Genomic DNA, 14,955 nt, shown 5'->3' on the forward strand with positions numbered 1-14,955 from the left:
CGCTCAGTATCCTAGCAGGCTCAGCTTGTGGGCGTAGTGAAAGATGACCTGCCTCGCGAGATAGGGGGCGATGGCGCGGCGAATCTGAATCTGTGTCGGATCGAAGCCGAGAGCGCGGCGCCGCAGTATGCCCATCTCCCGGACGCCGATCGCGTAGGTCGATGCCGTCTTCTGGGCATCATGGATTCGGAAGCAGGCGAGAAATCGCGGCAGGCGCACGAATTTGAATCCCGCGGCCTGCGCCCGCAGGATGAAGTCCCAATCCATCGCGTAGTGGAAGCTCTCGTCGATCGGACCGACTCTGTCCCACACGCGCCTGCGCCAGAACATCGTCTCCTGCGGGATATAGTCGGCATATTGCAGCGCGCGCCCGTCATGGGGCGGCAGCACGGCACGGCCAACCTCGAGTCCCTCGCGATCGACGAAGACGCGATGGCCATAGACGATGTCGACATGCGGATGCGACGTGAAGTAGTTGGCGACATAGGCCAGCGTCCCCGGCAGCAGCATGTCGTCGCTGTTGAGATAGGCCATGATCTCGCTGTCGACGCCGGCGAAGCCGAGATTGATGGCGTTCGATTGCCCGCTGTCAGGTTCGCTCTTCCAGCTGATGCTCTCGCCGCGGCCCTTCAGGAGATCAGCCGTGCCGTCGATCGAGGCGCCGTCCTGCACGTGGTAATACAGGTTCGGATAGTTCTGGCTCACGATGCTGTCGATCGTGGCGTCGAGATATTGCGCGTGGTTGTAGCTCGGCGTGACCATCGCGATCCGCGGTGCATTCTCATGGATCGAGGGGGCTGGCGGGAAAGCCCTCAGGTTGAGCAGGCGCGGTGGATATTGCTCGAAGGTCCACATCGGCGGACGCCGCCAGAGGCTCCGGAGCGAAGATCTTCTTTGTCCGGCGGCGATGAGATCCTGATTCCTTTCGAGCAGCGCGACGCGATTTTCGAGCTGCTCCAATCGCTGTTCGAGGCGCTGCCTGAACTCGTCGTCCATCTATCGAGCTTTCGCAAATTACGACGTCCAAAAACAATGGAACCTTCTTACAGGTCTCTGGTCGGCGGCGCCAGTTCACGGTCGCGTCAAACGCGATGGACCCGGCGTGTCCGGCGCGGTTTGAGAAGGCTCGATCGTTCCCGGATGGGTCGATTGCGAACCGCTATTCACGCGTTTCGATCAAGGTGGCATGCAGGACGTAGCGCTCCGGGCCGGACGTAACGGCGTCGAACGGCCAGCAGGTCGCGAGCACGAGTTCCACGCCCTGCGTCGAGGGGGCGATGCCCGACGCGTCGAAACGGACAACGGCCGAAGAATCCGCCCGATAGCGAAAATGCTTGCCGTCGCGGCGGGTGACCTCAACGACGTCTCCGACGGCAACATTCCGCAAGAAGCGGAAATGGGTGTCACGATGCGCTGCGTATACGGCAACTCCACGCTCGCCGGCATCAACCGTTTGATGGATGTGGCCCGGCCCGAAGGCGAGCGCCTGGCCGCTCGTACCTTCCAGCACGATCGCGCTGGCGCCTATCCGTTTCACCTCGATCCGCGCGACCGGCCAGGTATCGGCCCATGCCCATGGTTTGATCGCCTCGCCCGTCGCAAGGCTCTTGTCGAACGCGCGCTCCAGCAGCACCTGCGCCAGCCACGCCTTGGCATGGATGTAGGCGCCGTCGCCGAACAGGATGAGTCCGATCAGTGCCAGAACCAGGGGAGATAAGAGGCGGAGCATGACATCTACTCTCGTCACTTCGCTCGTCACAATGACAGAGAAAAAGGCGCGCGCGGCCGTTGGTATGGGACGGGCAGCCGCGCGCGCTAACAGAGGAGCTCGGGGAGGCTCCTCTCTCAAGCGGCGTCGGTGAGCAAGAGCCGACGCCGGTTGAACACGAACAGGATCAGGGCGAGCACGATCAGGACCAGGCCTGCGATCATCTTCAGCTCGGCCGAAGTTGCTGTCTTGGGCAGACGGATCGCGTCAGGTGCTGCGGGTGTCGGACGCCGCGCGGCGGGTGAGGTGCGCGCATCGGCGTGGCGTTCACGCAACTGCGAGGGGATCTGCGGCCGTTCGCCGAACATCTTCTCGAAATCCCAGCCGGCCGGCAGGTTGATCGGCAATTCGCTGAGCTTGAGCGGCGCGCCTTCGGGCCGGCTCGGCGTCTTGTCGACGGCGACAAGGCTGGTCAGGCGCGTGACGATCTGATGGTCGAGCGCCAGCGCCAGGATCGCCTTGTCGGCTTCCTCGGGCGCGAGCTCCCGCATGGCGCGCGCCACTTCGGCGTCACCGATCTTGCGCCTGGCCCAGAGTTTCGACAGGCCGTTGCCTTCGGCGGCATTTTGCAGCGGCAGGGTTACCGACCATGGACGATCGCCGACCCGCCCCTTGATCTCGAGCGAGCCCGCGAGCTTGTCGAGCTTTGCCGCCAGCACCAGCGGCTCGTCGCGATAGACGTCGGGGATGATCGCCGGGGTGATGTCGGCGTTGGCCCCGGAGAATTTCGCGGTAAGGCCGGTTACGGCCGGGTTTTCCAGCTTGGCGAACAAGCCGCGCATGCGCTCCTCCACCTGCTCGACGGAACCGATATGGGTGAAGGCGCCACGGCCGAGCTCGGCGGCGCGCGTCATGAGATAGGTGTTGGGCGCCGACCCGATGCCGACCATGAAGACGCGCGAGCGGCCGCGCATCGCCGTGATGGCTTCGAACAATTGCTGTTCGTTGCCAATTGCGCCGTCGGTCAGGAAGACGACCTGGCGAACCATGCCGGTGTCGCCGAGCTTGTCGGCCAGCGCGGCGCGCATCGCCGGCACCATCTCGGTGCCGCCGCGTGCCTGCAACGCGCTCACGAACGAGGTGGCATCACCGACATGGGCCGCGTCTGCCGGCACGGAGGCGGGAAACAGCACATCCATGGTATCGTCGAAGCGGATGACGTTGAAACGGTCGGTCGGCTGGAGGCGAGACAGAGCGTAGGCGAGGCTCGCCTTGGCCTGGACGATCGACGTGCCGCCCATCGACCCCGAATTGTCGATCACGAACACGACCTCACGCGGCAATGGCTTTTGTGTCGTCTGTTCTGCGCTGGGCGGAGTGACGAAGGCGAGCAGGTAGTCGGCATCACCGACATGTTCGCGGAACAGGCCGACCGACGGCGCCTTCTCGGCGGCGGGCTTCCAGGTCAGCTCGAAGTCGCGGTCGGCGGGGACCGCACCGTCGGCGAGCGTAATGACGCGATCCGTGTTGTCCGGACTTTCGATCTTGACCTTATGGTGGTGGCTCTTGACCTCGCCGAGCGCGAAGCCGGCCTTCAGGCGCACCGTGATGCTGGTCGGATTGACCGGTGCATTCCTGGCGGGATCCAGCACAGGCGGCGAGATGCGGTCACGGTCCGGGACCGGGTCCGAGGTCGTCGCGCCCCAGCCCGATCCGTCCTTGCGGAAGTCGACGCTCTGGACGATCGGTGCCGGATTGTAGCGCGGTCCGACCACCAGCGGCAGGCGCAGCGAATATTCGTTGCCGGATTGATGCACGGGTTCCTGATATTCGATCTGCACCAGCACGGTCTCGCCGGGGCCGATATTGGCAACCGAATTGGTGAAGATGTTCGGCCGCTCCTGCTCGGTGAGCGCGGCTCGCTGACCGGTGCGGCGCGCCTCTTCGTAGATCACGCGGGCCTGCTGCCGCTCCTTGATGTCTCCGACGATGACGCGGTCGCCGACCACCATCTTCAGCGTATCGACGGCGCCGCTGGTCGCGAGCGGATAGACATAGGTTGCTTCGACCCAGTCCTTGGTCGGGTTGCGGAAGATTTGGGTGACGCGCGCGCGCAGCGTCGGGCCCGAGACGGTGATGTCGATGTCGGTGCCGAGGCGGATCGCTTCGGTGGTGGCGCCATCCTCCTTGAGGAAGAGGGAGCCGGCCTTGGCGTCGCCTGGCTGGAGCAGGCTGGCCTGATCTGTCGTGGCCGACCAACTGGTCCCGAAGCTGACGAGCAGGGCCACGAAGGCCATCAGCATCACCGCGATGCCCTGCGCGAGAAGAAACAATCCGAGCTTGATCAGCCCCTTCAGCATGGGGTGCTCGTCGTTGTCGGCTGTGTCGTAGGTGTCCATTGGCCTGCTCCCGAAAGGACGTTTGCTGGCTCTGAGCATTCGCTGGGAGGGATCGATTTCGCGAGCAGAATGATCGGTCATGTTCCGCCGCGGCCGGCCCGCGCAGGCCGCCGTGGGGCGCCCATGTGCGGTTTTGTGCTGGTTTGTCCGCCCTGCTAGAATGGCCGTGCTGGAGCAGGGTTAGCGATGCAGATTCAGGACAAATCCGCCGACAAGCAGCTTTCGGACGAGCAGAGCCGCGAGATCGCCGAGACCATTCGCGAGGAGCTCGCCAGACGCCGGATCTCCCGGCAGGCGCTGGCCGAGCAGGCCAAGCTCAGCCTGTCGACGCTGGAGAAGGTGCTCGGCGGCCGACGGCCGTTTACGCTGGCGACGACGGTCCGGCTGGAGCAGGCGCTGGGCGTCTCCTTGCGCAAGAGTCCCGTCGTGGCGGCGCCTCAGGCCGCCAACGATGTCGCTCCCGACAGTCTTGGCTCCTATGCGCATCGCGCCGTGACCTGGCTCGAGGACGTCTACATCACGCTGCGGCCGTCGTTCGGCGACAAGGACGCGATCTTCGCGTACCGCACCGAGATCGTCTGGGAGCCGAAGGTGTCTTCGCTGGTCTTTCGGGAGGGCGATCGCACCGATACCGCCTACGAGCATACCGGCGAGGTCGCCGTCCCGCATCAGTCAGGCTTCATCTACCTCGTCATCATCAAGCACGGCCAGCATCGCGTGATCACGGTGTCGCGGCCGACGGTCGCCGGCGAGATGTACGGCATCATCTCGACGCTCCGCGCCGGGCCTGGTTCACAGCTCACGCCGATCGCAGCGCCGATCGCCTACGTACCGCTCCGGAACGTCCCGAAGCCGTCGCTGGGGAGGGTCGGGCCCGGCGACGCCAACCATGCGTTGTACGGAAAGCATCTGCGCCGCACGGTGGAAGAATCCTTCGCACTGTTTCTGTCGGTATAGTCCGCAAGAAAGAATCCGGAATGGCGTTGCTTGCGTCTATAAGGGGGTATGCAGAACGCGCGCGCCCCATGCCTCGGCGAATCTCCGCTGTTCTCCATCATCATCCCGCTCGAATATCATCGCGGGCAATGGGAGCAGTCCTGGCTCGGCTGGACATCGCAGACCGCGGACAAGTCGCTTTACGAAATCATCCTGGTCGTGCCACCGGATTTCAAGACGCGCGAGGCGTTGAAGGCGCTGGCCGGCGACGAGGCTCGCCTCGAGTTCACTGATTCCGAACACGATATCGGGCTGTGCGCATTCGGCGCAACCAAAGCCCGCGGCAGCTATCTGTTCTTCACCGAATCGCACTGCTGGCCCGCGCCCGATGTGATCGAGCTGTGCATCCGCGCCATCGAGGCTCATCCCGAGTGGGCCGGCTTTTCCTGCCATTCGGTTCCGATCTGCCACAATCGATTGTCCGTGGCGGAGGCTGCGATGTACCAGGCCGACATCGAGTTCGGCATGAAGCGGCATCCCTGGCGCAAAGTGCTTGATCAGTGCTTCGTGACGCGGCGCGACGTTTATTGGGAATGCGGCGGCCTGCGCGAGGAGCTCGGCCATTTCGCAGAATGGGTGCTGGCTGCGGCATATCACGCGAGAGGCCATGCCATTGGTTATCTGCAAGAGGCGCGCTTCCATCACTATTACATAGGCAAGATCGGCGAGCTGAAGACGTTCACGCTCGATTTCGTTCGGGGCGAGATCCGCTATCTCGGCGAGGCGCACCGTGATCCCGGTAGCGAGCTGCTGGAAGTGCCCACCGAGTGGAGCAAGCGCGACGATTTCGACACCGCGCTTGCGCGGAGTGCCCTCGGCGCACGGATGCGATCCGCTCGAGTGAACGGCGAAAGCGTGCAGGCGCTCGGGCGCTGGGGCGTGATCGCGTTGGTCGGCGGCCGCTCTGCGCGCAGTTCAGCGCGCCTCTCCGCAGTCTATGCCCGCTGTGTGCTGACCATGCTCACCATGGGCGGCTCTCCCGACAGCATCGCGCGTTGGCTGAAGCGCTATATCGCCTCACTGATTCACTTTCAGCGCCTCGATTGCATTCAGGGCGGCAGCGAGCCCGCTGGCACGAAGCTGTCGCGTCTCGGGGATGAGGTGATGGCGCAAGCCGGCTTCCACGCGTGCGAGGTCTGGCAGGGCCACAGCTTTCGCTGGAGTGAGCCGGAAGCTGCCTTGCGGATCAAGGTGTCGCCCGGACGCAGCATCATCCGCATCGTATCGCCCGAGATTCGCGAGCCTTTGGATCGGATCGGGGTAAGATTTTATCTCGACGGCATGCGGGTCGCCGATGCAGCGATCGCGATCGACGCCGGTGCTTTCGTCCTGCAACTCGATCGACCGTCATCAGGCACGGCGATACTGGCATGGACATGTCCGCGCTTTGCGGCCGCCGGCGACGATCGCCGGCTGGGTCTGCCGGTGGCGGAGATCCGCATGGCGGCGGGCGAAGGCGCGAGCTGCGCGCCATCGCCCACGGCCATCATGTGCAACTAACCGCCCGTTTCGGCGCTGATGATATCGCCGAACAGCTCCCACTGGCCGGCCTTGAAGCGGATCATCTTGAGCTGCTCGATCGGCGCGAAATCGTTGGCGCCGGTGTTGATCTTGATGCCGGGGATCAGCGTATCGGGCGTAAAGTCCTTCAGGCTGGCGGCCTGCTTCATCACGTTCTCTCGCGTCAGATTGTCTCCGCACTGCTTCAGCGTCTGTGCCAGGGTCTGCGCGGCGGCATAGCCGTAGACGAGGTTGGTGTCGGAGACGTTGGCGCCCGGCATGTATTTGTCGATGAAGGCGAGAAACTTCTTCATGCCTTCGTCGTCCTTCCATTGCGGATCCGACGCGTCCTTCAGATAGGTCGCCGACAGCACGCCTTCCGACGCGTCGAGGCCCGCGGGTTTCATCACGGCGCCGATCGAGATCGAGACGTCGGTCATCACATGCATCGGCTTCCATTCGAGCTCGGCGATCTTCTTGATCGCCTGTGCCGCGAATTTCGGCGTCGAGATGTTGACGAAGACGTTGGCGCCGGTTCCCTTCAGCTTGACGATGTGGGAATCGATCGACGGCTCGGTGGTCTCGTAGCTCTCCTCCGCGACGACCAGCGAGGAGGCCTTGTCGCCGAAGATCTCCTTGATGCCGGCGACGTAGTCCTTGCCGAAATCGTCATTGGCATAGAAGATCGCAACCTTGGCATCTGGCTTGGCCTGCAGGATGTATTTGGCGAAGATCCGCGCCTCGACCCGGTAGCTGGGCTGGAAGCCCATGGTCCAGGGAAAATTCTTCGGGTCGTTCCACTTGCTGGCGCCGGTGGCGAGGAACAGCTGCGGCACCTTCTTGGCATTGTGATATTTCTGCACGGCGGTCTGGGTCGGGGTGCCCAGCGCGTTGAAGATCAGGAATACTTCGTCGCTCTCGATCAGCTTGCGGACCTGCTCCACGGTCTTGGGCGGCGAATAGCCGTCATCGTAGGAGATCCAGTTGATCTTGCGGCCGTTGATGCCGCCCTGGTCGTTGACCATCTTGAAATAGGCTTCCTCGGTCTTGCCGATGATGCCGTAGGCGGAGGCCGGACCGGAATAGGCCTCGACGTTGCCGATCTTGATCTCGGTGTCGCTGGCGCCGGTGTCGTATTTCTTCTGCGCGAAAGCGCCCTGGGTGGAGAGTAGCGTCAGAGCAGTTGCCGCGGCGAGCAGGACGAGTTTCTTGTTCTTCATGGAAATTCCTTGGGGTTTCTTGTTGAGTCGAGCAGGCACTTCAAAAAAGAAAAAAGCGCCCGCGAGGGGCGCCTGGATCAGGCGTTGGCGACTTTCTTGTCGACTTCGGAGGCCACCGAGAACTCCTTGCGCAAGGTCGGCTTGTGGATCTTGCCCGTGGCGTTGCGCGGCAGGGCCTCGACGAAGCGGATCTGGCGCGGACATTTGAAGCGCGCCAGATTGGCCGCGCAATGCGCGAGGACATCGACCTCGGTCAGCTTTTGGCCCGGCTTGACCGCGACGATAGCAAGGCCCACTTCGCCCCATTGGGGATCGGAAATGCCGATCACGGCAGCTTCGGCAACGGCCGCGAGCTGATGCAGGACGTTCTCGACCTCGGCCGGATAGACGTTCTCGCCGCCGGAGATGTACATGTCCTTCCAGCGGTCGACGATGTAGTAGAAGCCCTCCTCGTCGACGCGCGTCGCGTCACCGGTGTGCAGCCAGCCGTCGGTGAAGGAGGTCTTGTTCGCCTCCGGCCTGTTCCAGTAGCCCGGCGTGATGTTCGGCCCCTTGACCCAGAGCTCACCGAGCTCGCCGACATCGGCATCGCTGCCGTCAGGGCGCACGATGCGCACTTCGGTGTGCAGCACGGGCTTGCCGGCGGAGCCGGCCTTTCGCGCCGCATCCTCGCGGTCGAGCACCAGCACGGCCGGCGAGGTCTCGGTCATGCCGTAGCCCTGCTGGAGCGCGACTCCGCGCGCCTCCCACACTTTCAACAGCGGCACCGGCATCGGCGCGCCGCCGACGCCGCCGACGATCAGCCGGCCGAGATCGGTCGTCGCGAAGGCGGGGTGCTGCGCCATGAACTGGTAGATCGCGGGCACGCCGAAGAACACGTTGATGCCCTGCGCGGGATCGTTGATCAGGCCGAGCGCGGTGCCGGGATCGAACGCGCGCATGATCATCACGGTGCCGCCGGCATGCAGCACCGGATTGGTGTAGCAATTCAGCCCGCCGGTGTGGAACAGCGGCAGCACGGTGAGCAGCACCGAGGACGGCCCGATACAGGCGGGGCCGCCGAGATTGACGCAATTCCAGAAGGTCATGCCATGGGTGATGGTCGCGCCCTTCGGATGTCCCGTCGTGCCCGACGTGTACATGATGGTCGAGACGTCATCGAGCGTGACCTGCTCGATCGCCTCGAGCGGCTTTGCGCCGGCGATGCCGGCCTCATAGGCCCCGCGGGGCCCGAGCAGCAGGCTGGTCGCAATGCCGCACAGCTTTGCGACGCTGAGCGCGGTCTCGGTGAGATCGGCGTCGTGGATCATCACCTTCGGCGCGCAATCGCCGGTGATGAACTGAAGCTCGGGAACGGTGAGCCGGGTGTTCAGCGGCACGAAGATCGCGCCCAGGCGGCCGCAGGCGAACTGCACCTCCAGCGTATCGGTCGTGTTCAGGGCCAGCACCGCGACGCGGTCGCCGCGTGAGACGTTCAGCGTATGGCGCAGGAATGAGGCGAGGCGCGAGACGCGGGCATCCAGCTGCGAATAGGTGAAGCGGCGCTCGCTCGCAAGATCGACCAGCGCGACCTTGTCAGGCGTGCGGCGGCCATGGTGAACGATCCAGTCGTAGTAACGAACGGCCAAGAATTCCTCCCTCGGCGGCCTTTGCCGCCAGCATCCCTATTGCCGTGCACCATGCCCGGCGTGGCCCTGGGGACCAGCCGGAGTTGGTGCATCGACGTTTTTTGACTTGGAGTTGGCGCGCGAGGGGTCAAAATCGTCTTGCGTTGAGTTGCTAGGCCATGGCCTGCGCCGCAGTGGTTCTTTGGTCAGCCACTCTGCGCAAGTGAGCAGCCGATGTTCCGGCCATGGTGAACGAGACGAATCCGTCCGCGAGGCGAGACTGCGATGAAGAGCCCGTTCTATACCGCCGAGCACGATGCCTTCCGCGAAATGATGCGCCGCTTCGTCGAGAAGGAGATCTCCCCGTTCGCCCATGAGTGGGACGAGGCTGGCGAATTCCCGCGCGCGCTCTATCGCAAGGCGGCCGAGATCGGCCTGTTGGGGCTGGGATTCCCCGAGGAATATGGCGGGATTGCTGCCGACCAGTTCATGAAGATCGTGGCCAGTCAGGAACTGGCGCGCGCGGGCGCCGGCGGCGTCAGTGCCAGCCTGATGAGTCACACCATCGGCTCGCCACCGATTGCGCGGGCGGCACGGCCGGAGGTAAAGGCACGCGTGTTGCCGCAGGTGCTGTCAGGCGACAAGATCTCCGCGCTCGCGATCACCGAGCCGGGCGGCGGCTCCGATGTCGCGAACCTCGCCACAAGGGCGCGGCGCGACGGCGATCACTACGTCGTGAGCGGTGAGAAGACCTTCATCACCTCAGGCGTCCGCGCCGATTATCTGACCGTTGCGGTGCGCACGGGCGGCGAAGGTGCCGGCGGGGTCAGCCTGCTCCTGATCGAGGGCGACACGCCCGGCCTGTCCAGGACCAAGCTGAAGAAGATGGGCTGGTGGGCCTCCGACACCGCGACGCTGCATTTCGACCAATGCCGCGTCCCGGCCGAAAACCTGATCGGCGAGGAAGGCCAGGGCTTCAAGATCATCATGCAGAATTTCAACAGCGAGCGCATGGGCATGGCGGCCGGCTGCACCGCCTTCGCGCGGGTTTGCCTGGACGAGGCGATCGCTTACGCCAGGGAGCGCAAGACTTTTGGAAAGCCGCTGGCGCAGCACCAGGTCATCAGGCACAAGATCGTCGACATGGCGCAGAAGGTGGCGGCGTCACAGGCGATGCTGGAGATGCTGGCCTGGCGGCTCGAGCAGGGCGAGAGCCCGGTCGCCGAAATCTGCATGATGAAGAACCAGGCGACGCAGACCATGGCGTTCTGCGCCTCGGAAGCCGTGCAGATCTTCGGCGGCGCCGGCTTCATGCGCGGCATCAAGGCCGAGCGCATCTACCGCGAGGTCAAGGTCAACGCCATCGGCGGCGGCACCGAGGAGATCATGAAGGATCTGGCCAGCCGGCAGATGGGGTTGTGACCCTCTGTCATTCCGGGGCGTGCGCAACGCGCACGAGCCCGGAATCCATCGGGCTCCAGACTCTGCAGAGGAATGGATTCCGGGTTCGCGCTGCGCGCGCCCCGGAATGACGAGAGGACAAAATGCTATTCACCGCCGACCACGACGACATTCGCCGTAGCTTACAAAAGTTCATCGCCAACGAGATCAATCCTCATGTCGATGAATGGGAGAAGGCCGACATCTTCCCGGCGCATGAGCTGTTCAAGAAGATGGGCAGCCTCGGCTTCCTCGGCCTGAACAAGCCCGTGGAGTTCGGCGGCTCCGGCCTCGACTACTCCTATGCGCTGATGATGGCGGAGGAGCTGGGCGCCATCAATTGCGGCGGCGTGCCGATGGCGATCGGTGTGCAGACCGACATGGCGACGCCTGCGCTGGCGCGATTCGGCTCCGACGAGGTGCGGCGCGAATTTCTGGCGCCCTCGATCTCGGGCGATTTCGTCGCCTGCATCGGCGTCTCCGAGCCCGGCGCAGGCTCCGATGTCGCCTCGATCAAGACCCAGGCGCGCTCCGACGGCGACGATTACGTCATCACCGGCGGCAAGATGTGGATCACCAACGGCACCCAGGCCGACTGGATCTGCCTGCTCGCCAACACCGGCGACGGGCCCGTTCACCGCAACAAGTCGCTGATCTGCGTGCCCATGAAGAGCAAGGGCGTCACCGTCGCCCGCAAGCTCGACAAGATGGGCATGCGCTCCTCCGACACCGCGCAGATCTTCTTCGACAATGTCCGCGTGCCTAAGCGCAACCGGATCGGCGAGGAGGGCAAGGGCTTTACCTACCAGATGATCCAGTTCCAGGAGGAGCGGCTCTGGGGTGCGGCGGCCTGCCTGAAGGCGCATGAATACATCATCGATCAGACCATCGAATATACCCGCAACCGCAAGGCCTTCGGGAAGTCGATCCTCGACAACCAGGTGGTGCACTTCAAGCTGGCGGAGATGCAGACCGAGGTCGAGCTGCTGCGCGCGCTGATCTATCGAGCCGCCGAGCAGCTGGTGGCCGGCGAGGACGTGACGAAGCTCGCCACCATGGCCAAGCTCAAGGCTGGCCGGCTCGGCCGCGAGCTCACCGACGCCTGCTTGCAATATTGGGGCGGAATGGGCTTTACCAACGAGACGCCGGTCAGCCGCGCCTATCGCGACAGCCGCCTGACCTCGATCGGCGGCGGTGCCGACGAGGTCATGCTGATGGTCCTGTGCAAGATGATGGGCACGCTGCCCGGCAGCAAAGGAAACGCCTGATGATCACGCTCTATCACTGCGACGCCGCGCGCTCGTTCCGCCCGCTCTGGATGCTGGAGGAGATGGGGCTGCCGTATGAGCTGAAGATGCTGCCATTCCCGCCGCGGGTCTTCGCCAAGGAATATCTCGCGCTCAATCCGCTCGGCACGATTCCCTTCATGGTCGACGGCGAGACGAAGATGACCGAATCCTCCGGCATCTGCCACTATCTCGGCATCGAGCATGGCCCGACGCCGCTGATGGTCGGGCCGGAAGATCCCGCCTATGGCGCGTTCCTGAACTGGATGTATTTCAGCGACGCCACGTTAACCTTCCCGCAGACGCTGGTGCTCCGATACACCCAGCTCGAGCCGGAGGAGCGGCGCAATCCGCAGGTCGCCGGCGACTATGCAAAATGGTTCCTGGGCCGGTTGCGCGCCGTCGAGGCCGCGACGGCCAATGCCGAAACATTGTGCGCCGGCCGCTTCACCGCCGCTGACATTGTCATCGGTTATGCGCTTCGGCTGGCCGACAACATCGGGCTTGCCAAGGATTTTGGGCCAAATGTCGCAGCCTATTGGGCCCGCCTGCAGCAGCGGGACGGTTTCAAGCGTGCGGTTGCTGCGGAACAGAAGGCTGGCGCCGAGCAGAATGTTGCACCGCGCGTGAGGGCGTAAGTTTTAGGTCGTCATTCCGGGGCGATGCGCAGCATCGACTATGGTGCGCCCTTGCGCAGCTGGGAATCTCGAGGTTCCCGGTGCCCAATTGCGCACCTGAGGTTCGGTCCTACGGACCGCCCCGGAACGACGGCGCGTGTCTTTTGACAGCGCTATCCCGTCGTGACAGCGCCCAAATTTCCGCTAAGGTGACCTCCGTCCGCAGCGGCCAGAGAGCCGCGCGAGGAGGATCCCAATGGAAGATAAAGGTCGCGAATCCGACCATCTGATGCTGATCACGCCGGAGCGGGTCTTCTATGCCGGCCTGCTCGGCCGCCCTCGCAAGCGGACCCCCGGCTGCTGCCATATCTACGTCGCGGTGAAGGGCAGCTTGCATCTGACGATCGACGACGTCCACACGTCGGACGAATTGATCGTGACCCTGCCGAACCAGCGGCATTCCATCGCCAGCGACTACCGCACTGCAATCAGCGTGACCCTCGAGCCGGAAAGCATGCCGGATGGCGTGATCGAGGCCTTGGCCGAGCGGCTGCGCGGGCCGGACAAGGCTCTCTATGCCCGCAAGATCCTCGCCGCCTACGCGCTGCTCCGCCAGCGCCGCTACGGCGACATCACCACCGCCGAGTTTGACGAGATGTGCTTTGGCGAGGCGCTCGCCCGCCGCGAGCTCGATCCGCGCGTGACCCGCGCCGTCGCCCGCATCGAGCGTTTCTCGGGCGAGCCGGTGACGGCCGACACCTGTGCGGCGGAAGCAGGGCTCTCGGCTTCGCGCTTCCTGCATCTGTTCAAGGAGGAGACCGGCATCTCGTTCCGCTCCTTCCGCGCCTGGAAGCGCGCACGGCATCTGCTGCACTTCGCCAACCAGGACCTCAACCTCGCCCATCTCGCGCAGGACATCGGCTATCCCGACTCCACGCATTTCAGCCATTCGATCCGCCGCTTCTACGGATTGAAGCCGCGCGCGATCTTCGTCGGCTCGCGCGACCTTGCGATCTATCGCAGCACCGAGACGGTGAGGCTCGCGGAGGCGAGTTAGGCTCGCTCTCGTAGGGTGGGCAAAGGCGCTCTTGCGCCGTGCCCACCACCTCTCGGCAACTGGCAAAGATGGTGGGGCACGCTTCGCTTTGCCCACCCTACGAATTCGTCGTGTTTTCCAGCTTCTCCGCGCAAGAAGCCGCATGCCACCCATCCCATGATCGCAAGCGTTGAATTCTCAACGTGCGAGATATCCAAGGCATGAGCGACAAGGCCGTCATCACCTGCGCGCTGAACGGCGTGCTCACCGACCCCAAGCAGCACAATGTGCCCGTGACGCCCGAGCAGATGGCGCGCGAGGCCAAGGCTGCGTTCGACGCCGGTGCGTCCGTCATGCACATCCACCTGCGCCAGCAGGCGCCGGGCAAGGGACATCTGCCGTCCTGGGAGGTCGCCGTCAGCAAGGAGATCCAGCAGGCGATCCGTGAAGCCTGTCCCGGCGTGATCATCAATCACACCTCGGGAGTGTCAGGGCCGAACTACTCCGGCGCGCTCGACTGCATCCGTGAGACCAGGCCGGAGATCGCCGCCTGCAACGCTGGCTCGCTGAATTATCTGAAGGTGAAGGCCGACAACACTTGGGCCTGGCCACCGATGATGTTCGACAACGCGGTCGAGAAGGTGAAGGACTATCTCGACGTCATGAACGCGGTTGGCACCATCCCCGAGTTCGAATGTTTCGACGTCGGCATCGTCCGCTGCGTCGGTATGTACACCCAGGTCGGCATGTACAAGGGACCGCTCGAGTATAATTTTGTGATGGGCGTCGCTTCTGGAATGCCTTCGGATCCGGAGCTGCTGCCGATCCTGATCAAGCTGAAACGTCCCGAGGCGCATTTTCAGGTCACCGCGATCGGCCGCGAGGAGATCTGGCCGCTGCACCAGCGCTGCGCCGAGCTCGGTGGCCACCTGCGCACCGGTCTCGAGGACACCTTCTATCTCGCCGACGGCAAGAAGGTGACGTCGAACGGCCAGCTGATCGAGGCCGTCGCCGCCTGTGCCCGCCGTGCCGGCCGCGAGATCGCAAGCCCCGCCGAGGCGCGGAAGATCTTTGGGACGAATCGCTGAATGTAGCCCCAGCCGTCATTGCCAGCGAAGCGAAGCAATCCAGAGTGCATCCGCGGAA

At 64.1% G+C, this 14,955-nt stretch carries 12 protein-coding genes; 7 read left to right on the plus strand and 5 right to left on the minus strand.

Going from position 1 to position 14,955, the window contains the following annotated elements; translation table 11 throughout:
* Nucleotides 1-3: 3 nt before the first annotated feature.
* The 3 genes from BM190_RS02015 to BM190_RS02025 all read right to left on the minus strand — a co-directional run bounded on the left by BM190_RS02015 (nt 4) and on the right by BM190_RS02025 (nt 4,107).
* Complete coding sequence (locus BM190_RS02015) at nt 4-996, minus strand: glycosyltransferase (protein WP_092251612.1); 993 nt, start codon at nt 994-996, stop codon at nt 4-6.
* 163 nt (nt 997-1,159) lie between these two features.
* Nucleotides 1,160-1,729, minus strand: a complete 570-nt coding sequence (locus BM190_RS02020) for a class GN sortase (protein ID WP_092251613.1) — start codon at nt 1,727-1,729, stop codon at nt 1,160-1,162.
* Nucleotides 1,730-1,845: 116 nt separating this feature from the next.
* Nucleotides 1,846-4,107, minus strand: coding sequence for a marine proteobacterial sortase target protein (locus BM190_RS02025; RefSeq protein WP_092251614.1), 2,262 nt, complete (start codon nt 4,105-4,107; stop codon nt 1,846-1,848).
* 186 nt (nt 4,108-4,293) lie between these two features.
* On the opposite strand from BM190_RS02025, the gene BM190_RS02030 reads away from it, so the two are divergent.
* On the plus strand, nt 4,294-5,064 hold the full coding sequence (locus tag BM190_RS02030; RefSeq protein WP_092251615.1) for a helix-turn-helix transcriptional regulator: 771 nt from the start codon (nt 4,294-4,296) through the stop codon (nt 5,062-5,064).
* A gap of 48 nt (nt 5,065-5,112) precedes the next feature.
* Nucleotides 5,113-6,603: a glycosyltransferase family 2 protein gene (locus BM190_RS02035; protein ID WP_092251616.1), complete on the plus strand. Its 1,491-nt coding sequence runs from the start codon at nt 5,113-5,115 to the stop codon at nt 6,601-6,603.
* Here the strand turns inward: BM190_RS02035 and BM190_RS02040 are convergent.
* Both BM190_RS02040 and BM190_RS02045 read right to left on the minus strand, forming a co-directional pair.
* Complete coding sequence (locus tag BM190_RS02040) at nt 6,600-7,823, minus strand: ABC transporter substrate-binding protein (RefSeq protein WP_092251617.1); 1,224 nt, start codon at nt 7,821-7,823, stop codon at nt 6,600-6,602. The genes BM190_RS02035 and BM190_RS02040 overlap by 4 nt on opposite strands.
* Before the next feature lie 77 nt (nt 7,824-7,900).
* Entirely contained in the window at nt 7,901-9,451 is a 1,551-nt protein-coding gene (locus BM190_RS02045) for an acyl-CoA synthetase (protein ID WP_092251618.1), read from the minus strand.
* Nucleotides 9,452-9,715: 264 nt separating this feature from the next.
* Here BM190_RS02045 and BM190_RS02050 point away from each other — a divergent pair, with 264 nt between their 5' ends.
* The 5 genes from BM190_RS02050 (at nt 9,716) to BM190_RS02070 (ending at nt 14,897) form a co-directional block, all read left to right on the plus strand.
* Nucleotides 9,716-10,852 (plus strand): acyl-CoA dehydrogenase family protein, encoded by a 1,137-nt coding sequence (locus tag BM190_RS02050; protein ID WP_092251619.1) that lies wholly within the window; start codon nt 9,716-9,718, stop codon nt 10,850-10,852.
* Between the two features lie 122 nt (nt 10,853-10,974).
* Nucleotides 10,975-12,138 (plus strand): acyl-CoA dehydrogenase family protein, encoded by a 1,164-nt coding sequence (locus BM190_RS02055; protein WP_092251620.1) that lies wholly within the window; start codon nt 10,975-10,977, stop codon nt 12,136-12,138.
* The gene (locus BM190_RS02060; RefSeq protein WP_092251621.1) at nt 12,138-12,794 is read left to right on the plus strand and encodes a glutathione S-transferase family protein; all 657 of its coding nucleotides are present in this window, start codon (nt 12,138-12,140) and stop codon (nt 12,792-12,794) included. The genes BM190_RS02055 and BM190_RS02060 overlap by 1 nt, the downstream gene beginning before the upstream one ends.
* Before the next feature lie 235 nt (nt 12,795-13,029).
* Nucleotides 13,030-13,830: a helix-turn-helix domain-containing protein gene (locus tag BM190_RS02065; protein WP_092251622.1), complete on the plus strand. Its 801-nt coding sequence runs from the start codon at nt 13,030-13,032 to the stop codon at nt 13,828-13,830.
* A 200-nt stretch (nt 13,831-14,030) separates the two neighbouring features.
* Entirely contained in the window at nt 14,031-14,897 is an 867-nt protein-coding gene (locus BM190_RS02070; RefSeq protein WP_092251623.1) for a beta-keto acid cleavage family enzyme, read from the plus strand.
* Nucleotides 14,898-14,955 lie beyond the last annotated feature (58 nt).

The sequence above is a fragment of the Bradyrhizobium sp. Rc3b genome (assembly GCF_900114915.1).
GTDB lineage: Bacteria > Pseudomonadota > Alphaproteobacteria > Rhizobiales > Xanthobacteraceae > Bradyrhizobium.